The organism is Spirosoma luteum DSM 19990 (assembly GCF_000374065.1).
In the GTDB taxonomy this organism is placed as follows: domain Bacteria; phylum Bacteroidota; class Bacteroidia; order Cytophagales; family Spirosomataceae; genus Spirosoma; species Spirosoma luteum.
Genome location: NZ_KB893245.1, coordinates 270,458 through 296,457, shown reverse-complemented (window position 1 = coordinate 296,457; position 26,000 = coordinate 270,458). Strand labels below are relative to the sequence as shown.

Annotated in this window: 21 protein-coding genes; 17 read left to right on the top strand and 4 right to left on the bottom strand. The window is 51.2% G+C overall.

Going from position 1 to position 26,000, the window contains the following annotated elements:
• Positions 1–26 precede the first annotated feature (26 nt).
• Positions 27–1,019, bottom strand: coding sequence for an FAD:protein FMN transferase (locus tag B156_RS0101235; RefSeq protein WP_018617785.1), 993 nt, complete (start codon positions 1,017–1,019; stop codon positions 27–29).
• A 56-nt stretch (positions 1,020–1,075) separates the two neighbouring features.
• Between B156_RS0101235 and B156_RS0101230 the strand changes: the two genes are divergently transcribed.
• Entirely contained in the window at positions 1,076–1,282 is a 207-nt protein-coding gene (locus tag B156_RS0101230; protein ID WP_018617784.1) for a hypothetical protein, read from the top strand.
• 9 nt (positions 1,283–1,291) lie between these two features.
• On the opposite strand, the gene aroC is transcribed toward B156_RS0101230, so the two are convergent.
• Together aroC and B156_RS0101220 are read right to left on the bottom strand one after the other, a co-directional pair.
• Entirely contained in the window at positions 1,292–2,371 is a 1,080-nt protein-coding gene (gene aroC, locus B156_RS0101225) for a chorismate synthase (protein WP_018617783.1), read from the bottom strand.
• A gap of 62 nt (positions 2,372–2,433) precedes the next feature.
• A complete protein-coding gene (locus B156_RS0101220) occupies positions 2,434–3,870 on the bottom strand; it encodes a BatD family protein (RefSeq protein WP_018617782.1) in 1,437 nt (478 codons plus the stop codon).
• A gap of 103 nt (positions 3,871–3,973) precedes the next feature.
• On the opposite strand from B156_RS0101220, the gene B156_RS0101215 reads away from it, so the two are divergent.
• Positions 3,974–4,180, top strand: a complete 207-nt coding sequence (locus tag B156_RS0101215) for a hypothetical protein (protein WP_026260515.1) — start codon at positions 3,974–3,976, stop codon at positions 4,178–4,180.
• A 64-nt stretch (positions 4,181–4,244) separates the two neighbouring features.
• Here the strand turns inward: B156_RS0101215 and B156_RS0101210 are convergent, their stop codons facing one another.
• Positions 4,245–5,642 (bottom strand): MBL fold metallo-hydrolase RNA specificity domain-containing protein, encoded by a 1,398-nt coding sequence (locus tag B156_RS0101210; protein WP_018617780.1) that lies wholly within the window; start codon positions 5,640–5,642, stop codon positions 4,245–4,247.
• Positions 5,643–5,746: 104 nt separating this feature from the next.
• On the opposite strand from B156_RS0101210, the gene pbpC reads away from it, so the two are divergent.
• The 15 genes from pbpC (at position 5,747) to B156_RS0101135 (ending at position 25,975) form a co-directional block, all read left to right on the top strand.
• Positions 5,747–8,113: a penicillin-binding protein 1C gene (gene pbpC / locus B156_RS0101205; RefSeq protein WP_018617779.1), complete on the top strand. Its 2,367-nt coding sequence runs from the start codon at positions 5,747–5,749 to the stop codon at positions 8,111–8,113.
• Between the two features lie 192 nt (positions 8,114–8,305).
• On the top strand, positions 8,306–8,623 hold the full coding sequence (locus B156_RS28715) for a DUF4440 domain-containing protein (protein WP_245563656.1): 318 nt from the start codon (positions 8,306–8,308) through the stop codon (positions 8,621–8,623).
• A gap of 90 nt (positions 8,624–8,713) precedes the next feature.
• Positions 8,714–14,206 (top strand): alpha-2-macroglobulin family protein, encoded by a 5,493-nt coding sequence (locus B156_RS0101195; RefSeq protein ID WP_018617777.1) that lies wholly within the window; start codon positions 8,714–8,716, stop codon positions 14,204–14,206.
• 111 nt (positions 14,207–14,317) lie between these two features.
• On the top strand, positions 14,318–15,463 hold the full coding sequence (locus B156_RS0101190; protein WP_018617776.1) for an NAD(P)/FAD-dependent oxidoreductase: 1,146 nt from the start codon (positions 14,318–14,320) through the stop codon (positions 15,461–15,463).
• 41 nt (positions 15,464–15,504) lie between these two features.
• Positions 15,505–16,218 (top strand): methyltransferase domain-containing protein, encoded by a 714-nt coding sequence (locus B156_RS0101185; protein WP_026260514.1) that lies wholly within the window; start codon positions 15,505–15,507, stop codon positions 16,216–16,218.
• A complete protein-coding gene (locus B156_RS0101180) occupies positions 16,215–17,267 on the top strand; it encodes a type III polyketide synthase (RefSeq protein WP_018617774.1) in 1,053 nt (350 codons plus the stop codon). Before B156_RS0101185 ends, B156_RS0101180 begins: the two co-directional genes overlap by 4 nt.
• Positions 17,261–18,058 (top strand): SDR family oxidoreductase, encoded by a 798-nt coding sequence (locus B156_RS0101175; RefSeq protein ID WP_018617773.1) that lies wholly within the window; start codon positions 17,261–17,263, stop codon positions 18,056–18,058. The genes B156_RS0101180 and B156_RS0101175 overlap by 7 nt, the downstream gene beginning before the upstream one ends.
• Positions 18,039–18,512: a 3-hydroxyacyl-ACP dehydratase FabZ family protein gene (locus B156_RS0101170; RefSeq protein ID WP_157626889.1), complete on the top strand. Its 474-nt coding sequence runs from the start codon at positions 18,039–18,041 to the stop codon at positions 18,510–18,512. The genes B156_RS0101175 and B156_RS0101170 overlap by 20 nt, the downstream gene beginning before the upstream one ends.
• Complete coding sequence (locus B156_RS0101165; protein ID WP_018617771.1) at positions 18,505–19,776, top strand: beta-ketoacyl-[acyl-carrier-protein] synthase family protein; 1,272 nt, start codon at positions 18,505–18,507, stop codon at positions 19,774–19,776. The genes B156_RS0101170 and B156_RS0101165 overlap by 8 nt, the downstream gene beginning before the upstream one ends.
• 7 nt (positions 19,777–19,783) lie before the next feature.
• On the top strand, positions 19,784–20,041 hold the full coding sequence (locus tag B156_RS0101160; RefSeq protein ID WP_018617770.1) for an acyl carrier protein: 258 nt from the start codon (positions 19,784–19,786) through the stop codon (positions 20,039–20,041).
• Entirely contained in the window at positions 20,038–20,658 is a 621-nt protein-coding gene (locus B156_RS0101155; protein ID WP_018617769.1) for a 4'-phosphopantetheinyl transferase family protein, read from the top strand. The genes B156_RS0101160 and B156_RS0101155 overlap by 4 nt, the downstream gene beginning before the upstream one ends.
• Positions 20,659–20,787: 129 nt before the next feature.
• The gene (locus tag B156_RS0101150; RefSeq protein ID WP_018617768.1) at positions 20,788–22,185 is read left to right on the top strand and encodes a hypothetical protein; all 1,398 of its coding nucleotides are present in this window, start codon (positions 20,788–20,790) and stop codon (positions 22,183–22,185) included.
• 96 nt (positions 22,186–22,281) lie between these two features.
• The gene (locus B156_RS0101145; protein ID WP_018617767.1) at positions 22,282–22,791 is read left to right on the top strand and encodes a gamma carbonic anhydrase family protein; all 510 of its coding nucleotides are present in this window, start codon (positions 22,282–22,284) and stop codon (positions 22,789–22,791) included.
• A gap of 84 nt (positions 22,792–22,875) precedes the next feature.
• Entirely contained in the window at positions 22,876–23,493 is a 618-nt protein-coding gene (locus B156_RS0101140) for a HupE/UreJ family protein (protein WP_018617766.1), read from the top strand.
• A gap of 106 nt (positions 23,494–23,599) precedes the next feature.
• Entirely contained in the window at positions 23,600–25,975 is a 2,376-nt protein-coding gene (locus tag B156_RS0101135; protein ID WP_018617765.1) for a M1 family metallopeptidase, read from the top strand.
• Positions 25,976–26,000: the final 25 nt, after the last annotated feature.

Sequence of the window (26,000 nt, the reverse complement as noted above, 5' to 3'; positions counted from 1 at the left end):
CAAGCGGCCAAAAAGCAATGAATGGGTCAAAATGGGGCTGATTGCCACTGCTGTGACCGACCCTTTTTTTTCTCCACTATCAACACGGTTACGGCCGGAAATTGCTTTATCAATCGGCGACTTTTACGCCAACCAGCCACGCTGAACACTTTTGTTAATGCGTCGGCCCGGTAGCCGTCCGGGGCCAGGACCGTTACCCGAACAAAATGCTTAAGGCCCAGTCCCGAACGAGGGTTCATAATGTGCGAGTATCGATGGCCATTATGTTCCAGAAAACGATAAGCGTCGCCCGATGTAGTGATGGCCGCTTTGGCAAGCAACATTGTAGTCGTGTCGCTACCGTCTGCCTTACCCGACCCAATTCCAACGCACCAGCCTACAGTACCCGGTGGAGCCTCATCGGCCAAAATATCTCCACCAATATCAACCAATGCCGCAAAAATATCAAACCGATGCAAAACAGCCATTGCCTCGTCCAGAGCAAATCCCTGCCCAATACCACCCAGATCCAGCCGCATTCCACTCCGGTTTAACTTCACAGAACGGGTTGCACTATCCAGGTCCATCAACCGATACCCAACGGCCCGCCTTGCCCGGCGACGCTGCCTGACCGACGGGAATATTTGCCGCCGAACGGCCCTGCGCCACAGTTGCGATAAAGGCCCGATGGTTGGGTCATATAACCCATCAGACTTTTTTGCAATCGTTTTAGCTTTCTGTAACACATTGAATAAGTCGTAAGAAACCGGTACATACCGCCCGCTTCCTGCCGTTGCCGACAGCCGGTTTATCTCGGAATCATCCAAGTAATCGCTCATGACGTAGTTCAGCGAATCCATCCGACCCGAAACGGCAGCATAAGCCCGTTGAGCAATCAGGCTATCGGGCGCGTAGAAAATGACATTAAACTGTGTTCCCATCAGCCCGCGCTGAAACGTAAAACGCAGTAATGATTCCGATTGGGCGGATATAGTATCAACAGGCCACAGCAGGAACAGAATGACTAATCGGATGAACAAAGAGCCCGTCAGAACGTGTTTGGTTTAGCAGGGTTGAACATTAAATCTCGTCATATATGGTTACTATCCGTAACAAATTCATGGTACTGGCCGCCATATTCTGGCTAGTGGGTATTATACTAATTGTGCTGGGTGCCTACGGACGCAGTGCCGGATGGGACGCAACACCAACGCTGTTTACAACTGGTATTCTGGCGCAGGCCACTGGCTTTGGTTTTCTGGGGTACGTAATCATGCAGACAGTTTTTTCAAAGAAAAAATAGCAGGCGTCTTTACACCCGCGCCACCTTGTTGCGCAGGTGCATATCAGCCAGCACCAGGGCGGCCATGGCTTCCACAATGGGCACTGCACGGGGCACCACACAGGGGTCATGCCGACCCTTGCCCGAAACTATTACGGGTTGCCCGTGCACATCCACACTATCCTGGTCCTGCATAATGGTAGCCACTGGCTTGAAGGCCGTTCGAAAATAGATCGTCTCCCCATTGCTAATCCCTCCCTGAATACCACCCGAATGGTTGGTCTTTGTACGCACGCGGCCTTCGGTATCAGTATAGAATTCGTCGTTGTGCTGTGAGCCAAATAACTCCGCCCCGGCAAATCCGCTACCGTACTCAAACCCTTTCACGGCGTTGATGCTTAGCATGGCTTTACCCAGTTCGGCGTGGAGTTTATCGAAAACGGGTTCGCCCCAGCCCGCTGGTACACCTGTCATTACGCAATCAACTACACCACCAACGGAGTCACCCCGCTTACGGATTTCATCGATATACTGAAACATCTGTTCGGCCATGTCAGGGTCAGGGCAACGAACGGCGTTTTCTTCGGCAAGAGCCAGATTCAGTTCTGTGTAAGGCTTCTCCAGCTTAAGCGTACCCACCTGCGACACGTAGGCATTTATCTGAACACCCTGTTGCTGAAGCAGCAGTTTGGCAATGGCTCCGGCGGCAACACGAGCGGCCGTTTCGCGGGCCGACGAGCGCCCCCCTCCGCGGTAGTCGCGTGAGCCGTATTTTGTTTGATAGGTATAATCAGCGTGCGAAGGACGGAACTGTTCGGCGATATGGCCGTAGTCTTTACTGCGCTGGTCGGTATTGCGGATGAGCAGTGCGATAGGGGTTCCCTGCGTTCGGCCGTCAAACAGGCCCGATAAGACCTCGAACTCATCAGCTTCTCGCCGTTGCGTCGTAATACGCGACTGCCCTGGTTTACGCCGGTCCAGTTCGTGCTGGATGAATTCGGTATCGACCGATAATCCGGCGGGGCATCCATCAATGATAACGCCGATACCCGGCCCATGGGATTCACCAAAGGTGGAAATTTTAAATAGTTTACCGTACGTACTACCCATGCGTATTTATCTAATCAATATTGGATGAAAGAACCGGTTTCGACCGTACATCGTTCGGTATCCTATTTTTTAAAAAACACGACCAGTATCCCCAGCAACATAACCAGAATCAGCACATTGGCAATGGAGCGAACCAGCGTCGAGATACTAACTGGCTGCTGGGTACTGTCCATAGCCTCAATGCCCGTATACAACGAGTTGGCGGCCGGGGCGTCTGCATCCGCCTGGGTACCGGGTATCAATACCATTGTTCCGGTTGTTGTTTTTTTACCGCCGACCAATAGGTCAACATGCGGCTGAATGGTATCGTACCGGGCAGTTCGCGGGTCGAAGTAAATCCATTGGAAGTGATTTGCCAACGAAATAAGCCCATTCTGGTGAGGCACAATAAAATAGGTGAAGGTTTTATGGCCCGTAACCTGGTTACCATTCTGTACAACGGTATGCCGTTCTTCGGGAGGGAAAACATCAAAATCAGGTACCTGGTTTACAAGAGCCGGAGCTGGCAGGGTAGCAATATTACCCTCACCCGTAATGGTGAATGTGTACCGAACGCTCTGCCCGACATTTACTTCCTGCCGTTCCAGTCCTTCCTCCAACTGAAACGACCCCACCGGCACCCGGCCACTCAATGGGTGTGCTGGTAAAGGCTTTACTACTATTGCCATCGGTCGGCTGGTGAATACGACCGTTTCCGGCTGTGATGTCGGTGGCCCGATAACAGGTTTCGGACGCGCCAAGTGAAGAGACACCGCTGGCAGTTTCAGGTTTTGATTTGATAACGGAAAAAACACCGACTGAAAAATGCGGTACTCTCTAAACTTTTTTCCTCTGATGAGGACCGGAATCGGCTTTAGCTCCGTTATCGCCATGTTTTCTTCCCATGAGTTGGCTGGGCGGATTCTTTTCGTAATGGCCTGTAACTGACGGTCTAGTGCCGTAAAGCTTAGCTCATACGGGTAATTGTCGGATACAAAGAAGGACAGCGTGAGCGCAACGCCCTCACCCGCATAAATAGTTGACTGCGAAGTACGCAGCGATAGAAAAGCGGCATTGCCGGAAGCCGCTTCGGCCAGAGCAAGGGTGTTATTTTGAGGAGCAGTCGTTGATTCCGAGGGCTGCACAACAAGTGTTGCTCCGTCAGAGTAAATACTTTCCCCGTCAATCGCTATGGTAAATGGTAATAAGCGGAAACGCCCAGTGGCCCGTGCCTGATACGTTTGGGTAATAATCTGGCTGGTGACCGTTTTTCCATCTATCTCGGCTGGTGCTACGCTGGTCGATATTCCTTTTTTATCGAACCCATTAATGTCAGGAAAGGAAACGCTTACCCGTTTCTCTGCGTTTGGAATAGTGACTGAAATAGTGAAAGGTCGCTCAAGCGGAAACGTAAGTACACCTAATTCGATAGATAATGTATTATCAGGTACTTGACCAAAATTGGTGAGTGTACTTAAGAAAAATAATGCAAAAAAATTGCGGAATATTGCAACTAACATCGTTATTTTGAACAACAAATTCTAGAACATATCGTTACGGCTACAGGGGTAAATCCTGTACACTTCTTTAGCATCCTGTAAGCTTCCTAAACATTATTATCCTATGCTCTCTATGCTCGAATATATCAAAACTATCCTTCAGAAGGTAAGTTTTGACCGCTCTTTGTTTCAAAAAGAATTGGCGAAGGCCATCAAGTTACTCATCCCTAAAGAAGTTAAGCAGCTCAAGCGCTGGTGCTACCACCAATTTGGCAAAGTATATCGCGTCGTGCTGAACCGCTGTTTCGCCGGCCGGGTACGTTTTACCTAAGTTCTAGACCAGTATAACTAAAAACGCCCCCGATTCTGAAAAGCCGGGGGCGTTTTTAGTTGGTTCACAACGTCATTTTTTGTCCTTTCTCCGGTATCTCAACCGTTTGAAATCCGGCCTCCAGCAAGTGTTCTTTCCAGATTAGCTGCTTATCGTATTCACCATGAACCAGAAATACGGTTTTTACCTGACCGGCATTCTGGCAACTTAAAAAATGCAGCATTTCTTTATAATCCCCGTGGGCTGAAAATGAATCCATAACAGCCACGCGGGCAATAACCGGGTACCGCTCTCCGAAAATCGTCACTTCTTTATCGCCCCGCTTTAAAGCACCTCCCAGACTACTGGGCGACGCATAGCCCACCAACAGGATGGTTGTATTCGGTTTGGTGATGTTGTTTTTTATGTGGTGCTTAATCCGCCCCGCTTCGGCCATACCCGATGCGGATATGATGATACAGGGCTCATTGCTGTCATTAATGGCTTTCGACTCGTTCACGTCCGTTACGTAATGCAGGTTAGGAAAGTCGAAGGCATCTCCGTCTTTTTTGATATACGCCAAAATTTCGGGGTTGAAGTCATCCTCGTGGTCACTCATCACCTTCGTTGCCAGCACGGCCATGGGGCTATCTATGTAGACTGGAAATTTTTGGGGTAGCCGCCCCTCACTCGATAGTTGGTCGAGCGCGAAAATCAACTCCTGCGTCCGGTCAACGGCGAAGGCAGGAATGATGAGCTTACCCCGGCCTTCCACGCAGGTTTCCTGTACAATGCGCAGCAAGTGCGCTTTCATATCCGGCTCAGCTTCGTGCAACCGGTCGCCATAGGTCGATTCACAGATGATATAATCGGCCTGGGGGAAGGGGTCGGGCGAGCGAAGAATCTTGTCGTTGGGGCGGCCAATATCGCCACTAAAAAAGAGGTGCTTTTCGGTGCCATTTTCTTTTATCGTCAGACTAACGGCGGCACTGCCGAGCAAGTGTCCGGCATCGGTCAGGAGCCCGGTCACCTCATCGCAGATAACAAACGGTGTTCGGTAATCAACTGGCTGCATCTGACCCAGTGCCTGTTTTACATCCGTCTCATCATACAGAGCTTCCAGCTCCGGGTCACCCCGGCGGGCACGACGCTTATTGACGCGTTCAAGGTCTTTTTCCTGAATCCGGGCGCTATCCATCAGCATCACTTCGCAAAGGTCAATGGTAGCAGCGGTGGTATAAATGGGTCCACGGAAGCCCTGCCGCACCAATCCGGGAATCAATCCGGTATGGTCGATGTGCGCGTGGGAAAGGACCATATAATCAACCAGCTTCGGGTCGAAGCCGAACTGCTGATTCAGTTCATCGGTATTGATACCCTGAAATAGTCCGCAATCGAGCAGGATTTGTTTGCCGCTGGCCGTCGTAAGCAGATGTTTACTGCCCGTTACGGTTCGGGCTGCGCCAAAAAATTGAATGGTCATGATTTAGGTATGTTCTCGGTGAATCTATCCGTTTATTTGTGTAGCACTCCGTTTTGCGTAGCTCCTGGGCCGCACAAATAAACGGAGAGTTACACGGATTCGTCATGTTGTCTGTTGAAAAAAGTAAAATCATCACGAAGCATTTGTGGAAATCGCCCGTAATCAAAACCGGGTTAGCGGCTTTGTTGGTTTTTTTTGGCCTGGATTTTTTCTTCCCCACCAACACCACTGTTCCTTATTCAACCCTGATTACGGCACGCGATGGCTCCGTTCTGCACGCTTTTTTGAGTCGCGACGATAAGTGGCGGATGTACGCGGAGCTGGATGAGATTACACCCCCGTTGCGTGATGCCATTCTGTTCAAAGAGGACAAATACTTTTACTATCATCCCGGTTTCAATCCTATTGCCATGCTGCGGGCGGCCGCCCGAAACCTGCTGACGGGTCGACGAACCTCGGGCGCGTCGACCATAACCATGCAAACCGTCCGGTTGCTGAAACCCCGCGACCGAACCTATACGAACAAACTTATCGAGTTATTCCGGGCGGTACAGTTAGAAGTTCATTACTCGAAGAATGAAATTCTGCAACTGTATCTGAACCTGCTCCCCTACGGCGGCAATATTGAGGGGCTAAAATCGGCCTCTCTCCTTTACTTTGGAAAACTGCCCGTGTTACTTAGCCTGGCCGAACTAACGACACTCACCATTATCCCCAATCGCCCATCAAGCCTGCGCCTGGGCGTGCATAACGAATTGGTAAAACGAGAACGAAATCGCTGGCTCGTGCGCTTCCAACAGGCTAGTCTTTTCAATGAACAAACCATTCAGGATGCCCGGAATGAACCGCTTGACGCCTACCGACGGGAAGCACCACAGCGGGCACCCCACCTGGCGTACCGGCTCCGCACCGAAAACCCGAACGTCCCTGTTATTCACGCTACCCTGAACCTAACCATACAGACCACGGCCGAACAGGTGGTGGAGCGATATGCCAATCGAATCCGGGCGTTTAACATTCATAATTCAGCCGTGCTCGTTGTGGATAATCAGACGCGGGAAGTGGTTGCGTATGTTGGCTCGGCCGATTTTACTAACTCATTCGATGGCGGTCAGGTGGATGGCATCCGGGCAATACGGTCGCCGGGGAGTGCGCTGAAACCAATTCTATACGGCCTTGCTTTCGACGCGGGCGTCATTACACCGAAAACAAAACTCACCGACGTGCCGACCAACTTCGGTGGTTACGAACCGGATAATTACGACCGGCGGTTCAATGGTCCGGTTACGGCAGAATTCGCATTAGCCAACTCGCTGAACATCCCGGCAGTGGCTTTGCTGAAGGAAATGGGGACATCAACGCTGGTAACCACGCTGAAAAATGCCCGATTTTCGGCCATAAAGCAGCAGGCTAACCAACTGGGACTTTCCATGATTCTGGGCGGTTGTGGCGTTACGCTGGAAGAGATGACGCGCCTGTACGCTGGATTAGCCAACGGGGGCCGATGGGCTATGCTGAACTTTACCCTTCCATCAGTACCGCAAACCAGCGTATCGAAGCAACCCGATGGGGTCAGCCTGCTCTCGCCCGAAGCAGCTTACCTGGTTACGCACACCCTAACCCAGATTACACGCCCTGACCTGCCCAATAACTTCGACAACAGCTACCACCTGCCCCGCATCGCCTGGAAAACCGGCACCTCCTACGGCCGTCGGGATGCGTGGAGCATCGGCTATAATCAACGCTATACCATTGGGGTTTGGGTTGGTAATTTTTCGGGCGTTGGAGTGCCCGAATTGAGCGGGGCCAATACCGCCACCCCACTCCTGTTTCAACTCTTCAACGTCCTCGATTATAACTCGCCAACGGGCTGGTTTCGGACACCCAAAGAAGCCAGCACCCTTTCGATGCGCGTCATTTGCCCTGAAACGGGTGATATCCCGGGTGAATTTTGCCCGAACCCAACGACGGACTACTATATTACGGGCGTTTCGCGATACCGGATCTGTCAGCACCGGAAAGCCGTTTTGACCAATCCATCGGCTACGGTTTCGTACTGTGTGCAGTGCCGTCCTGATTCGAGCTTTATCCGCCGTTCTTATCCCAATTTATCGCCGGAGCTGGCATCCTTTTATCAAAGCCGTCATGTTCCGTTTGAGTCAATTCCCCCGCACAATCCGGCTTGTGAACGGGTATTCGGCAACGAGGGACAAACGGGGCCCCACATCACCAGCCTGAACGATGGTAGTGAGTATTTCATCAACCCAGCCCAACCGGCAGAGATGGAATTGAGCTGTCAGGCACCTAATGATGTACAACTGGTATTCTGGTATTTGAACGATAAACTGTACCGACGGGCGAAACCAAGTGAAGCCATCTTTTTTAAGCCAACGCCAGGCACCCTGAAGATTTCGTGCGCCGACGACAAAGGCAGGAACAGCGATATACGGGTACTGGTAAAAAATGAGTAACCCGTTGTTTATTTTGCTTTTCTCCCTGTTATCCGTTCATTTACAGGACAGAAGCCATTCGCCGATTCGTGAAAATAGTCCTTGCCCTTCTTATCTCGTGCCTATGCGCGACGGCCACCTTCGCCCAGTCGGCCACCGACCCCAGTCAGGACCCGCTCATCCTGACCAACGCGTTCTTCAAAGCCCTACTCGATGAAGACAGCAATGCGATTAGCAAGACAATATCCGGCGATTTCAGTCTGGTCAGTTTCGACGGTAATCGTGGTGGATGGCGATTTGATGGTGCAGGGCGTTGGGGGTGGTTTTATCGTCATCGAAACGGCTGCCAGTACGGATACGCGTACCCGCCAGTATAACAGTGATGCCGCCGTAGTAACCGGCAAATGGAAAGCGAAGGGCAACGTACAGGGCCAGCCCTTTGATAGCACTGTTACCTTCTCCGTTATGTGTATCAGGCAGCGTAATTCCTGGAAAATTGTTACCGCTCAGTTCACGCCCGCACTACAATGACCGCTTAGTAACTTGTCCGGCAAACGTGAACCCACTCCCTAAACTACGAGTGGGTTTTTTCGTCAAAATTCGGTTTTCACTCCTACCATCATGCAAAATCTCTTTTCGTTCTACGCGCGTTTCCTGCTGCTTTCCATTACCCTCTCTTTACTGCTTTTCCAGTGCTCCCGACTGCCGTTCAACGAAGTAGCGGTAATTGGGAGCAATTTTGGGGATGTTGTTCAGCAAACCCAGAATCTGACCTTCACCTTTAATAAAAATGTTGGTCCGGCGAAACAGGTCAACGAATGGGATTCAACCCAGTATATACGCTTCATACCCGCCATTCAAGGTAAATTCAGGTGGACAGCCCCGAATGAGCTGGTTTTCTCGCCCACCAAATCTTTAGACCCCGCTACCGATTACCAGGCCGAGCTGACGGATAATTTATTGAAGCGGTCCGATAAAAAAGACTTGAACGTATCGGGCGATGCTATTGCCTTTCACACGCCTTACCTGCAACTGGCGAGTGTCGAAAATTGGTGGACACGTTCCCGCGAAACGGGGCAACCGGTAGCCAGAACCCGCTTAAACTTCAACTACCCCATTTCATCAGCAGAGGTGGCCAGCAAGGTAACAGCTACTGCCGACGAGAAACCCCTCACCCTGCAAACCACCCCCGGCGACTCACCAAACGCGGTTGCCCTGACCCTTACGAATGCTCCGGCTCAGAAAAATGGACAACCCCTGCTTGTTAGGGTCGACAAGGGGGTGAAAGTGCCAAACACGGCTTATGTAAGCAAAGAAGTAATTGAAGAAACCAGTACCCTGCCCTCGCGTTTCAAGATCGACATTGCCGATGTACAAACAAGCTACGAAAACGCACAGGGTGTAATTCGGGTCATCACGACGCAAACGTTGCAGGCTGATGGTCGGTTGAGCGCGTTTTACACCATCCAGCCCGCCGTTGAAACGACGGCCGAACTGACCGAAAACGGTTTCACAATCCGGGGTAATTTCAACGAGGCCGATACCTACGTGCTGACACTGACTGACCAGATTCGGGGAGAATTGGGCACCAAACTGGAGGAGCCGGTAACCCGTGATCTGTTTTTCGGAAAAATGCCCGCCAGCATTCAGTTTGCCAACAAAAAGGCACTCTATCTGTCCTCGAAGGGAGCGCATAACATTGGTCTGAACATTGTTAACGTACCCAACGTGCAGGTGAAAATTGCGAAGGTGTACGAAAACAACCTCCTGAGTTATTTCCGTAATAACCGCTACGAAGATTACCGGGAGAACGCCAGTGGCGATTGGGGACCGTCGGGCACGTTCAACTACAGCGACGATGAACAGGGTGACTTAAGTACCGTACTGGTCAACAAAACCGTTGAAACCGCCGACCTCCCCAAAGTCCGGGGTGTGTCGGCCTTGAACCTGGCCCTGCCCGATGCCAATAATGAGTTCAGGGGTGTGTATCTGGTTTCGGTCGACTCAAAGGATGAAGCTTATTTGCAGGCAAACCAACTGGTATCCCTGTCGGACATTGGCTTGGTGGCGCACCAGACTAAAAATGAGGTGTTCGTCTGGGCAAATTCCATCCATACCGCAGAACCCCTGCAAGGCGTCGATATAACGCTTGTCAGCAACAACAATCAGTCGGTTTACACGCTCAAAACCGACGGCAGCGGCTTTGTCAGGTTCGACAAGGTAGCCGAAAAAGCACCCGGTTTCAAGATAGCCATGCTCACCGCCCGTACCAGCGATGACTTTAATTTTCTGTTTTTGCCCGACACGCAGGTTGAAACGTCGCGCTTCGATGTGGCCGGGAAATACGATAACGAATCGGGTTTCGACGCGTTCGTGTACGGCGACCGCGACATTTATCGCCCCGCCGAAACGATTCATTTTAACACCATCATCCGGTCACAAACCTGGAAAAGTGTGGGCGCAATCCCCGTTTTGATTCGAGTGTTGACACCCAACGGGCGCGAATTACAGGTGTTTCGCAAAACGACGAATGCACAGGGGGCCGTCACGACGGATGTCCCACTTAGCCCGGCGGCTGTAACCGGGAGTTATTCGATTGAGGTGTTAAACGCCAACAATGTGCTGCTGACATCGCAGTTGGTTAGTGTGGAGGAGTTCGTACCGGACCGGATTAAGGTTGATGTGCTGACGGATAAAGCGAGTTATAAATCAGGCCAGACGATTACTCTCTCTGCTACGGCAACGAACCTGTTTGGCCCCCCGGCCGCCGACCGGTCATACGAGATGGAGTTGCAACTGAAGCGGAAAGCCTTCGCGCCAAAAGGCTTTGAGGACTACGACTTCGATATAGCCAACAGTCAGTCGGGGGCCAATGCCGGGAAGAATGATGTTTTTCCAAAAGAAGTCCGGCAGGGGCGCACCAATGCCAATGGGCAGGTGACCGAAAAATTCCCCATCCCCGCCTTGTACCAAGATATTGGATTGCTCGAAGCGAAACTGTTCGTCACGGTATTTGACGAGAACGGGCGCCCCGTTAACCGCCTTCGCCGGTTGGATGTCCTCACGCAGGACACGTTCTTCGGCACCCGCCTGCCTGACCGATACGTAGCGACCAATACCCCTCTTAGCCCGGAAATAGTAGCCCTCGACCCAGCCGGGACGGTACGGGCCTCGGCCCAAGCGACCGTTGACGTTGTACGCTATGATTACCAGACGGTTATCGAAAAAGAAAGCAACGGCGGGCAGATAAAATACACAACTAAACGGCGCGAAAAGCCGGTTTACAGTAACCTGCTGACGGTCAAAGGTGGCAAAGCCAGTTTCCGATACGTGCCCACCGTTTCGGGCGAGTACGAGATCCGGATCCGCCGACCGGACGCTGTTAACTACGCAGCCACCGGCTTCTATGCCTATGGCTACGGCAGCACATCGGCCTCTTCCTTTGACGTAAGTCAGGAAGGGCAGGTGCTGATGACCCTCGATAAATCCGTTTATCAAACCGGCGACAAAGCGAAAGTACTCTTCAAAGCTCCCTTCGATGGCAAACTGCTGGTGACCATCGAGCGAAACAGCGTTTTGGAACAGGTTTGGCTGAAAACCACCAATAAATCCGCCGAGTGGAATTTTTCGGTGGGGGCTACCCATCTGCCCAATGTGTACGTGACCGCCACCCTGATTCGGGCCATTGACAATACAAACCTGCCGCTAACGGTGGCCCACGGCTTTGCGCCCGTACCCGTGCAGGATATCGATACCAAAATGCCCGTAACCATCACGGCCTCCCTGCAATCCCGCTCAAAAACAAAGCAGACAATCACCGTCAAAACGGCGAAGAACGCTCAGATAACGGTGGCCGTAGTCGATGAAGGAATTCTGCAACTCAAAAACTTTAAAACGCCCGACCCGCACGGATTTTTCTACCAGAAACGGGCATTGGAAGTCGGTAGTCACGACCTCTACGCCCTGCTCTACCCGGAACTATCGCTGAAATCGACATCAAGTGTTGGGGGGGATGGCTATGATTTGGAGAAGCGCGTCAACCCGCTCAGCAATGGCCGTATTCAGTTGGTTGCCCTGTGGAGTGGCATTCTGGAAACCGGCTCGGATGGGGAAGCGACATTCGCTGTAGATATTCCGCAGTTTTCGGGCGATTTACGCGTGATGGCCGTTGCTTACAAAGACAATGCCTTTGGGTCGGCCAACACAAACATGAAAGTAGCCGACCCCATTGTGATCAGTTCCGGCGTTCCCCGCTTCCTGACACCCGGCGACCAGCTCGAATTACCCGTCAATCTGAGCAATACTACCAAACAGGTAGCGACGGTTACAGCTAAACTGAGCCTGACGGGCCCATTAGTAGCCGATAGCATCAGCACGCAGAAGCTAACCATTCAACCCGGTCGCGAGAGTCGGGCCCTGTTCCGGTTATCGGCGAAGCAGGCCATCGGGGCCGGAACCATTACCATAACGGCCAATGGGCTGAACGAGACGTTCACCGAAAAGACGGATATTACCGTTCGTCCGGCAGCTTCCCTGCAAAAAACGACTGTATCAGGTGCCGTGGCCGGTGGACAATTGCAAACGCTTCAACTGGCGGGTTCTTTCCTGTCCGGCACGACAAAAGCGAGTCTGATCCTCAGCCGGTCGCCGGTGGCGCAGTACGGACGGGAACTGTCATACCTGCTGGGGTACCCGCACGGGTGCATTGAACAAACGATTTCGAAAGCCTTTCCGCAGTTGTACTTCGCCGATTTAGCCAAGCAACTGAACACCAACACGTATTTTGTACGGGCGGGCGAGAGCGATTTAAATCCGGCTACCAATGTCCGGCAGGCCATTCAAACGGTTGAAAGTTTGCAAACGCCCGGCGGTGGGTTTAGCATGTGGCCGGGCATGGCTGTGGTAGCGGGCCGAACGAATGTGGATAGTTGGGCCACGGCTTATGCGCTGCATTTTCTGGCCGAAGCCCAGGAGGCAGGGTATGAAGTGCGACCAGCGGTGACAAGTCAGGCCATTGACTTTTTGACCACGCTCACCAACCGGCCAGCCACCGAAACCGACGTCACGTTTGATGAGGCCGGTGGCCGCACCTTCCGCAAAGTGGCCAGTCGTACCACTATTTACGCGCTCTACGCGTTGGCAATTGCGGGTAAACCTAACCGGTCGGCCATGAATTATTATAAGCAGAACAGCGGCTTACTCACGTCCGACAGCCGGTATCTGCTGGCGTCGACCTTCTTTCGCGTGGGTGATTCCCGTAGCTTTTCGGCTCTGCTACCCAAAAAATTCACTGATAACACAACGGGGCGGCAAACGGCGGGCAGTTATGCATCGCCCATACGAAACTTGGCCCTGGTGCTGGATGTACTGGTGGAAACGGATGGTAACAACATTCAGATTCCGACCCTTGCCCGGCAGCTGGCCGGGGCGCTGAAACAGGCAACTTACCTCAACACGCAGGAAGCCTCCTTTGCGTTTCTGGCACTTGGTAAGCTAGCCCGGCAATCGGCCAACAGCACGGCCACGGCGACCGTTACCGCTAATAAGACGGTGATTGGTGCCCTGAATGGTCCATTCCTAACCATTAAGCGAATTCCGACGAATGCTCCGCTCAACCTGATAGCCAAAGGTACTGGCAACGTATATTATTTTGCCCAGAGCGAAGGGATACCGGCAAACGGGAAAATTGCCGAAGAAGACAACGGACTGCGGGTTCGCCGTACCTACCTCAGTCGGGATGGAAATCCGCTCGAAGCTATTAAGCAGAATAATCTGGTCGTTGTAAAAATCACGCTGACCAGTACTAATGGGCTTGATGTGCAGAACATAGTCGTCACGGATTTACTACCGGCGGGGCTGGAAGTGGAAAACCCGCGTCTTAATGAACCGCGCGATATGCCCTGGATTCAGAAACCCGCCACGCCTGATTATTTCGACCTGCGCGACGACCGGATTAATTTCTATATGACTGCTACGGGCACCGAAAAATCGTTCTACTATCTGGCGCGGGCCGTTTCGCGAGGGCGGTTTGTAGTGGGACCCGTCTCGGCCGATGCTATGTACAACGGGGAATACCGCAGCTACAATGGGGCGCGTACACTAACGATAAAATAAGGAATTTATCGGTTCTGCTTTTTCATAGCTGCCGAAAGAATCACCTGAACATGTTACCTTGACAGTTTGTTAGCAGCAAAACCAGACTTTACTCTATAAAGCCACCCGCTGATGCCGTGTAATGCCGACGTTATTATTATTGGTGGTGGACTGGCGGGACTGGTAGCGGGTATTCATCTTTCCCAAAAGAAATTTCGGGTAATCCTGGTCGAGAAGCAGGCCTATCCGCATCATAAAGTCTGTGGCGAATACGTCTCTAACGAGGTACTTCCTTATCTTGAGCAGTTAGGTGTATCAGTCGATGAACTCGGCCCTTCCCGAATCAATCGCTTTCAATTGAGCACGGTCTCCGGGAAATCAGTAGAAAGTAAACTACCTCTGGGCGGATTCGGTGTGAGCCGGTATCGGCTTGATGATTTTTTGTACCAAAAGGCGCTTCTTTCGGGTGTACGAGTTTTGCAGACTCAGGCAGAAGCCGTTCAGTTTGAGGATAATCAGTTTACCGTCACTACATCAGGTAATGAAACCTACACGGCAAATCTGGTTATCGGGGCCTACGGAAAACGGTCATTGCTGGATAAGCAGTTAAACCGGGCATTCATGCACCAGGCCTCGCCCTGGCTGGGCGTTAAAGCCCACTACCGGGCTGATATTCCCAATGATCAGGTATCGCTCCATAATTTCGAGGGTGGGTACTGCGGATTGAGTCAGGTGGAAGAGGGCATCGTGAATGCCTGTTATCTGGCCCACTACAGCAGTTTTAAGCAGTATAAAAATGTAGCCGAATTCCAGGAGCGGGTACTCCGAAAAAATCCTTTTCTGAATCGTTTTTTCGCCAGTGCTACCCCGCTGTTTGACAAGCCACTGGTCATCAGTCAGCTTTCGTTTGCCAAAAAACAGCCCGTCGAAAACCACGTGCTGATGAGTGGCGACACTGCCGGGCTAATCCATCCGCTTTGCGGGAATGGCATGGCAATGGCCATTCACAGTGCCAAAATCCTGGCCGAATTGATTGAAATGCATTACCAGCCCCATTCCTTTGACTGGGTCACGATTGACCGGGCAACGCTGGAGAAACAATATACCCTTGCCTGGACGCATGAATTTAATAAACGACTAACCGCCGGGCGGGCCCTACAATATGTATTACAGTCGCCTTTCGCTACGTCACTCGTGATGAAGGGGGTGCAGCTAACGCCGGGAATATTACCGCTTATTATTAAACAAACGCACGGAAATCCACTGGTGGCCGCTTAGTAAGCCGCGATGAACATTAGCTCATTATTTAGACGAATCGAATGGCATTGAATACCGCACACCGCACGTCCAGAGAAGAAATAATGGATGATTTCTCGATGGAAGGCAACGAACTGAAGGAGGCTCTGGATAAAATTGCCGAGATTAACCAATGGCTGGGTGGCAACAAAATTACGCTGGATGGCATAAAGGTCCTGCTCAAAAACCAGCCGAACGATAAACCCGTTTCTATCCTGGATATCGGTTGTGGCAATGGAGATATGTGCCGCGCTATTGCGGACTTTGCCCGGAAGGAAAACCGGACTGTATCGGTTTTGGGCATCGATGCTAATCCGTTTACAATCCGCCATGCCGAAGCCTGTTCTACCGAGTACCCCTCGATAACCTACCGGGTGCAGGACGTTTTCAGCGAAGCCTTTACAGCGGTACAGTATGACATTGCCGTATGTACCCTGACCCTGCACCATTTTTCGGACGATGCTATTTTGGCCCTGATGAAATTATTGTCGGAACAAGCTACGCTGGGCGTAGTTATCAATGACCTGCAACGGAGTCCGATTCCGTACCGATTATTTCAACTCATCTGCTTCGTTTTTGGACTAAATAGAATGTCCAGAGAAGACGGACTAACATCAATTCTTCGGGGGTTCAAGCGGGCGGACTTAGAGAACTATTCCAGACAACTGCATCTGAACGAGTACAGTATCAATTGGCGATGGGCGTTTCGCTATCAATGGATTATAAAAAACCTATGAGTGTACGAATTACAGCAGTAGCGAAAGCATTACCTCAACATTGGCGGGATACAAGTGATATTTTACCCTTTCTGGATGTTTGGCTAGCCGGGCAGGACAGCCGGTTTCAGCGGAAAGTAAAGAAGATATTTGAAAATGCGGCTGTCGACCGGCGGTATTCGGTCATGAGCCCGGAAGAGGTTTTTTCCCAAACCACGTTCGCCGAGAAAAACGCCATTTACGCCCGTGAAGCCATTAAACTGGGCGAGGAAGCACTGAAAAGTGCGCTGGCAAAAACGACGTGGAAACTGACGGATATCGATTACCTGATTACCGTCAGCTGTACCGGCATTATGATTCCATCGCTGGATGCGTACCTGATTAACAACTTACAGATGCGGCAGGATGTGGTCCGGCTTCCCGTTACCGAAATGGGGTGCGCGGCTGGAGTGTCGGGGATTATTTACGCCAAGAATTTCCTGAAAGCCAATCCCGGCAAGCGGGCTGCATTGATAGCGGTCGAGTCCCCAACGGCCACCTTCCAACTGGACGATTATTCGATGGCCAACGTCGTGAGCGCAGCCATATTTGGCGACGGTGCCGCCTGTGTTCTCCTGTCATCGCATGAAGAGGATGCCGGACCGGAAGTGGTAGCCGAAGATATGTACCACTTTTACGAGGCTACCCACATGATGGGTTTTGGCCTCAGTAACACCGGCTTGCAGATGATTCTGGACAAAGCCGTGACGGATACCATTGCCGAACATTTCCCGGCTATTATTTATCCTTTTCTGGAAAAAAACCAGCTCACCATCGAATCCATTGATCACCTTATTTTCCACCCCGGCGGGCGGAAGATCGTAGAAGTAGTACAGGACATTTTTGGCAAAATGGGCAAGAACATTGACGAAACGAAGGATGTTTTACGAAAATACGGCAATATGTCCAGCGCAACAGTCCTGTATGTGTTAGAACAATTCATGGACAAAGGATGTCCTACCGATACGTACGGGCTTATGCTCAGTTTTGGGCCGGGCTTTTCGGCACAGCGCGTTTTGCTACGATGGTAACCGAATTTGGTCAACACAATTATTGGGCCATTATCCTGGGCGGTAGTAAAGGATTGGGCCTTGCAACGGCGCAGAAGCTGGCACGGCACGGCATGAATCTGTGCATCGTGCACCGAACCCGAAAAGCGGACCTCCCCGACGTAGAAAGGGCATTCAGTCAGATGGCAGCGGAAGGTATTCAATGCATTGATGTCAACGTGGATGCGACCAATGCCGATAAGCGGACTGCCATCATGGCCGATTTGCGCAACCGGATGGGGGAGCAGGGGAAAATTAGGGCGTTAATTCACAGCATCGCCAAGGGTAATTTGAAACCAATGCTGGCCCAGGAGAAACCGAGCCTCCAGCACGACGATTTTCAGTTAACCATCGACGCGATGGCCATTAGTTTGTACGATTGGACAAAAGCGCTGGTAATGGAACATATGTTTGCCCCCGACGCCCGTATTATTAGCTTCACCAGTGAGGGAAGCACGAAAGCCTGGAAGAACTACGCAGCCGTTTCGGCGGCTAAAGCGGCCCTAGAAGCTATTTCAAGGAGTATTGCGCTGGAGATGGCTCCTTTAGGTATTCGAGCAAACTGCATCATGGCAGGGGTTACCAATACAGATTCGCTACGCATGATTCCGGGTCACGATACGTTGCTGGCGCACAGTCGGCAACGAAACCCAATGGCTCGCCTAACCACACCCGACGATGTGGCGAACGTCGTTTATTTACTCTGTAAAGACGAAGCCGCCTGGATTAACGGTACCGTAATTCCGGTCAACGGTGGCGAGCATCTCCAATAAACTATACGTGCAGCCATTTGACCATATCCTCTCGAAATTACCCTACGGCAAACCTTTTTTGTTTGTTGACTCCCTGCAATCTGTTACAGAGAATGGCGTGGAAGGACAGTATACTTTTCCAGCCGATTCGTCTTTTTATGCCGGGCACTTTAGCCAAATGCCCGTTACACCCGGTGTTATCCTGACGGAGGTAATGGCGCAAATTGGTGTCGTTTGTCTGGGTATTTTTTTGCTGAATGACGCCCCAACCGACGAACTGGAAATCGCCCTGACCGCCACGCAGATTGATTTCTACAAGCCCGTTTTCCCCGGCGAAACCGTTACGGTTCGGTCAACGAAAGACTTTTTCCGGTTTCATAAGTTGAAATGTAGAGTAGAGATGCTAAACGATAAGGATGAGCTGGTATGCCGGGGCACCATTGCCGGTATGATGAAGTCGAAATCACATGCGTAATCGGGTTGTTGTTACCGGTCTGGGCGTCGTATCGCCCAATGGTGTAGGCGTTCCCGCCTTCCTGGAGGCTATCGAAACCGGAAAGAGTGGTATTACCTTTCATCAGGAATTAGCCGATTTAAAATTCGCCTGTCAGGTAGGCGGTATCCCCCCCGTTACCGAAGCGCACAAGCAGCAATACTTCACTGATTTACAGCTCAGAGGACTCAACAGTAGTGGCATAATCTACGGGGTTATGGCGGGTATGGAGGCCTGGCATAACGCTGGCCTTCCAACGGCCACCGATGAGCCGGACTGGGATTCGGGCATTATTTTCGGGACCGGTATGTTGAGCGTCGATAAATTTCGGGAATCTATTTACAAGGTCGATGAGGGGCAGGTTCGGCGGCTGGGCAGTACGGTGGTGCTTCAAATCATGACCAGTGGGGTAAGTGCCTACCTGACCGGTATGACCGGCTGCGGTAACCAGATTAGTGCCAACTCTTCCGCCTGCGCTACGGGTACCGAAGCCCTACTTTTGGCTTACGAACGAATAGCCAGCGGCTCGGCCAAACGGATGCTGGCCGGTAGTTGCAGCGACCACGGCCCATACATCTGGGGTGGATTCGATGCCATGCGCGTACTTCCCTATCAGTACAACGAGGACCCCGAACGGGCATCGAGGCCGCTTAGTGCCAGCGCCAGCGGCTTTGTACCCGGCAGTGGTGCGGGTGCGCTGGTGCTGGAATCGCTGGAAAGTGCGCAGGAACGGAAGGCAACCATTTATGCTGAAGTACTGGGCGGGCATATGAACTCCGGTGGTCAGCGGGCAGGCGGAACCATGACCGCACCCAACCCGGTGGCCGTCAGAAAATGCATCGAAACAGCTTTGGTGCAGGCAGGCGTCCGGGCCGACGAAGTTGATGTAATAGACGGTCATTTGACGGCAACGATAAAAGACCCGGCCGAAGTGACTGCCTGGTGCGAAGCTCTGCAGCGCCAGGGTGGCGATTTTCCTTATGTTAACTCGCTCAAATCAATGGTGGGCCATTGCCTGAGTGCCGCCGGCAGTATCGAGTGCGTGGCTTCGGTGCTGGAATTGTATAACGGGTTTATTTATCCGTCCATCAATTCGGAAGACAGTCACCCGGATATTTCCGCTCAAATTGATGTCAGCCGGATTCCTCAGCAATCCATTCGAAAAGAAATTACGATCATAGCAAAAGCCAACTTTGGTTTTGGCGACGTAAATGCGTGTATACTTTTAAAAAAGTTTCTAGCCTAAACAGACAATGCAGACAAAAGACGAATTGATTACTGCCCTCAAAACAATTGTGAAACCCTACGTTCAGGATGAGCAGGCATTTGAGCACGTAACAGAAGCAACCGATTTTATCCGGGATTTAAAGATTAACTCGGCTAACCTGGTCGACATTGCCCTGGATGTGGAGGAAGCCTACGACATCGAAATTGACAATGAGTCGATGGAGAAGATGCTCACAGTAGGAACCGCCATTGATATTATCCAGGAAAAGTTAGCGGCCAAATGATTGGCAACGACATTGTTGATCGGGCGCAGGCAAAACGGGAAAGTAACTGGCAGCGGAAAGGGTTTCTGAATAAGTTATTTACCCCGTCCGAACAGCAGCTTATCCAGAGCGCCATTGACCCGGAATGCCTGGTTTGGCTACTATGGAGTATGAAGGAAAGTGCCTACAAAGCAACCACCCGGAAAACGGGGAAGCGCGTTTTCAACCCAAAAAAAATAAGCTGTACCCTCACAACGTGGTCCGATGAAGCCGCCGAAGGATTCGTGGTGTATGAAGAAGAATACCGGACCAGATCGTTGATTACGCCGAATTACATTGCCAGTGTAGCCTTTCCTGCAAACCAACTCCCCATTCCCGAACAAGTAGTTATTCTATTTGAACGTGCTGATAATCAGCACCAGTCTACCCAGCTTCGTACTAGCCTTCTGGAACACTACGCTGCGGTTTCGTCCGTTGCAGATAAGGAATTGCAGGTTTTCAGCGATAAAAATGGCCTCCCTGCTCTGGTCATTAAAAACTCGTTACAGGAAACCGTCAGCCTACCTATCAGCATTAGCCATCATGGTCATTACGGTGCTTTTAGCATCGCTCACCCTGCTTATCCGTTCTATCATTGACCGGTAAGACCAACAGTAAAACCCCCTTCCTTTACGGATAAAATACTAACATTTGCCTTACTTCATTAGTTATATAGGCTAAAGCAACTTTGACAAACAAGTTAGTTTATCATTAAATTATACAACGTTATGAAAAGGAAAATATGGGCAGCAGGCGCTTTACTGGCAGCAATGGCCAGTTTATCATCCTGCGCATCAACAGAGCGCTGGCTGTACGGAAACTCACAGAACAGCAGGGAAGACATTGTACAGCGGGATCGCAACAGCGAATCACGCAACACGGCCGATAATCAGGCGGACAGGATATTCAACCGTCGAAATCGTACCGACGATGACGAGCGAATGAGTAGTAACAACTCGCGGTATAACAGTAATAACTCACGCAACAGCAGTTCGTACCGGAACCCTTATAGCAACTCGGGTGACCAGGGGAGCCGGATGAGTTATCGGAGTGGTACCTACAATAACCCCTACCGGTCGGGTGATCGTCAGAATCCTTATTACAATAGTGATCGGTACAGCAATACCAGCCGGTCGTATGATAGCCGGTATTACGACGACCGTAGCATGAACACCGACCGCTACGATAACCAGTCGTACGATCAGCGAAATTCATATAACGACCGGTACGACAACAGCCGCAATTCGTCTAACAACAGCAACCGTTCGTACGATGATCGCCAGTCCAATGATCGGTACTCGAACAACAGTCAGAACAGCCAATATAATGATCGGGACTCCCGGAATTCGTACAGCAATGACCGCTCGTACAATGACCGGAACATGAACAACGACCAGAATTCGTACAACAACCGGTACGATAATCAGTCTAACAACAATCGGGATTCCTACCGTAATGATGGTTATTCTAACCGCAACAGTGGCAGCATGAACGATAACCGGCAGATGGACAACCGTGACAATCGTAGTTACGATTCAAACCAGAACAGTAGTCGTGATGACCAGAACATGAACAACGACCGGAACAACAATCGCGATAACCGGAACATGAACAACGACCGGAACAATCGTCAGATGGATAACCGGGACAATTCATCCAATCGTACTAACAGCCAGAATAATTACTCTTCCGACAGCCGCGATAACAGCCGTCAGGGTGATTACAGCAACATGTCGGGTAGCCGTCGGGACAACAACGACCGGAACGATAACTCGAATCAGAACTACCGTCAGAATAATAGCAACACTGGTAATCAATCCAACAACCAGTCATCTGACCGGGACCGTCGTGATTTAGGCGACAAAATCTCGTCTCAGATGGACAAGATTGATCAAAAACTGTCCGAAGTAAAGCAGGATGTAAAAGACGAAAGCCGTCGGGACAAGAAAAAGCGTGAAGACATGGTTAAAGACCTACAGGATAAGCGCAGCCAGTTGTCCGACGCTTACTACAAGGTGCAGCGGGCTACTTCCAATACATTCGATGATGTGAAGAAAGAAACCAGTAAAGTTGTTGACGACATCGGCGACTGGTTTAGCAAGACCGCCGATAAGGTAACCAAATAAGTACCATTTCCAGTTGGAAGAAGGGGTTGATTCGAGCGAATCAACCCCTTTTTGTTGGACCAGTCAAAAAAGGAGTTCGCTATCTATCTTTGCAGTATGGCACTAATCAAATCTGTTCGGGGCAATCATCCCCGGTTTGGCGAAAACTGCTGGTTTGCGGAGAACGCTACCATTGTGGGCGACGTAACCATGGGGCAGGACTGCACGGTGTGGTTCAATGCCGTTATCCGGGGCGACGTTAATGCCATCACCATCGGCGACCGGACCAATATTCAGGATGGAGCCGTTATCCACTGCACCTACCAACGGTTTAAAACCACCATTGGCAGTTCGGTTTCCATCGCCCATAACGCCGTTGTTCACGGTTGCACGCTGGAAGACAGCGTGCTTGTTGGCATGGGAGCCATTGTTATGGATGGTGCCGTTGTTGGTACAGGTAGCATCATAGCGGCCGGGGCCATTGTTACGCAGCATACGATAGTACCACCCGGTAGCATCTACGCCGGTAATCCGGCCCGTTTTTTAAAAGCGGTTTCGCTGGAACAGGCCGACATATTTGACCGAACCGCCGATAATTATGTAATGTATGCTAAGTGGTTTAAATAAGTTTACGGTAAACAGTTTTTGGTTCACGGCTGGCTGACGCGAAGCCGTTCCCGTGGCAGCCAGCCGTGAACACTTCTTTCGCTTATGGACGATTTTCTTATTTACTTACGCTTAGGGTTCGACCACATTACCGACCCAAGGGGATACGACCATATTCTGTTCGTTATTGCGCTGTGTGCAGTCTACATCATTCGGGAGTGGCGGCAGGTACTGATTCTGGTTACGGCCTTCACCATTGGGCATTCCATTACACTGGCCCTGGCTACGCTGCAACTCATTCACTATAAAACAGCCCTTGTTGAACTGCTCATTCCAGTTACGATACTAATTACCGCTATTTCCAATTTCTTCTTTCGGGACACGAAGCAACGGAAATTTACATCTCGCAAACTCTCCGGTCGTTCCTGGCGCTATGGACTGGCACTATCCTTCGGGTTGATTCACGGCATGGGTTTTTCTAATTACCTGCGGAGCCTGCTGGGCCGGGAGGCCGATATTATCGGGCCACTGCTGGCTTTTAATATCGGTCTGGAAATAGGGCAGTTGGTTATTGTAATACTGATTCTTTTAATCGCTTATGGGCTGCTCGATATCCTCAAAACCAGCCGTCTTCGCTGGACGCTTATTATATCGGGTATCGTTGCCGGAATGGCGCTGTCCCTGATTATCAACAATACGTATTTGAGTGACTTACTGAAGTAAAGCCTACCGTTCCTCCGGCCATTCTGAGTTTTCATCAAAATCAAAAGTCAGCAAAACTCTTTTTTTTGTATTTTTAGCTTTTTCATCAACAACTACAATCCATTTTATGCAAAAGATAATTTTGCTGGTAACGAGTTTGGCCGTTCAAATGGGGACTATGCTTGCTCAGGCACCTACTCAGCAGGCCAATACACGTTTTGAGCAACTTGGCCCCAAACTGCCCACCCCCAATACATTTCGCACGGCATCGGGTGCCCCCGGAAAAGACTACTACCAGAACCGGGCCGACTACGATATCAAAGCAACGCTGGACGATACTAAACAGCGACTTACCGGCTCCGAAACGATTACGTACCATAACACCTCGTCGGACGCCCTGCCTTACCTCTGGATTCAGCTTGACCAGAACGTTTTTCGCCCCGATGCCACCGGCAATACCGCAACCACAAACAGCCTCAACCCGGAACGGGCCAGTCTCGCCCAGCTCAATCCCGATGCCGCTTTGATTGGAAAAGATTACGGCTATAAAATTACCGCCGTGCGCGACCAGGCCGGTAAGGCAATCAAATACACCATCAATGAAACAATGATGCGGATTGACCTGCCCCAACCTGTACTTCCCGGCAAGTCCGTCGCTTTCTCAATCGACTGGAATTTCCACATTGTCGATGCCACCTCTACCCATGCCCGCTCCGGCTACGAGTTTTTCCCGAAAGATGGTAATTACATTTACGAGATGGCCCAGTGGTTCCCGCGCATGTGTGCCTACGATGATGTAAATGGCTGGCAAAACAAGCAGTTTCTGGGTCAGGGTGAGTTCACCCTCATTTTTGGTAACTACAAAGTAGCCATCACCGCCCCGAATGATCACGTTGTAGGCGCAACCGGTGAGCTACAAAATCCGGGGCAGGTATTAACCGCCACACAGCAGAAACGCTGGAACGAAGCGAAAGGCAAGGGCGATAAGCCCGGCGAAAACCCAGTGGTCATCGTAACGCAGGCCGAAGCCGAAGCCGCCGAGAAAGGCAAGCCAACGGGTACCAAAACCTGGGTATACAAAGCCGAAAACGTGCGCGACTTTGCGTTTTCCAGCAGCCGTAAATTCATCTGGGATGCGTTGCAACCCAGTGTGGAAGGCAAGCGGGTGTGGGCCATGTCCCTCTATCCAAAAGAAGCTAACCCGCTCTGGGGCCAGTATTCAACCCGCCTAGTTGCCCACACGCTGCGCTCCTACTCGAAACGTACGTTCGGGTATCCCTACCCGGTGGCCTACTCCGTACACGGGCCGGTTGGGGGCATGGAATACCCAATGATGTGCTTCAACGGTGCCCGCCCGGAGGCTGATGGCACCTATTCGCAGGGCACCAAAAATTTTCTGATTCTGGTGGTCATTCATGAAGTAGGGCATAATTTCTTTCCCATGATTGTCAACTCCGACGAGCGGCAGTGGTCGTGGATGGACGAAGGCCTGAACAGTTTTCTGGAAGGACTGGCCTGTCTGGAATGGGATGCTAACTTCCCGGCGCGGGGCATCGAGCCACAATCAATTGTACCCTACATGCAGATGGATTCCAGCAAGCAGGTGCCCATTATGAGCAGTTCGGATAATATTCCGCGCAACACCTTTGGTCCCAACGCGTACAGTAAACCCGCTACGGCGTTGAATATTTTGCGCGAAACGGTGATGGGCCGGGAGTTATTCGACTATGCGTTTAAAGAATACGCTCGTCGGTGGGCGTTTAAATCGCCCGAACCGGCTGACTTTTTCCGGACGATGGAAGATGCCTCGGGCGTCGACCTAGACTGGTTCTGGAAAGGCTGGTTCTACGGTGTACAACCCGTCGATCAGTCATTGGTGAAAGTCAACTGGTTCCAGGCGGGTTCCCAGAATCCCGACATCTCGAAAGTGGAAGCCCGTGCCGCTGCTCAGAAAAAGATGAATACCATCAGCAAGCAACGGGATGCACTCAGCAAAGACGAAACCGTGGTAGCGCAGGATTCCACCATGAAAGACTTCTATAACAGCTACGACCCCTACGCCGTGACGGAAGGAGACCGTCAGCAGTACCAGGCCTATTTGAATTCTCTATCCGCTGAAGAAAAGTTGCTGACCGAAGCGGGCACTAACTTCTATACGCTGTCGCTCAAGAATAAAGGCGGCATTCCGATGCCGGTCATTGTACGCATGGAATTTGAAGACGGTACGGATTCAGTTGCCCGCTTCCCGGCCGAAATCTGGCGCTTCAATGATGTGTCCATTAACAAAGTGATTGCCACCAACAAGAAGGTGAAGCAGTGGACACTCGACCCATTCTACGAAATTGCCGACATTAATACAGAGGATAACTCCTTTCCACCGGTAGCCCAACCCACCCGGTTTCAGCTATTCAAGCAACAGCAGCGGGGTGGGCAGGGCCAAAACCCCATGCAACAACAGAAACAGCAGCCAGCACCCGCCCGGCAGGGAAGTGGCAAAAATTAACGACAACCTAAAATGAGAAATAAAC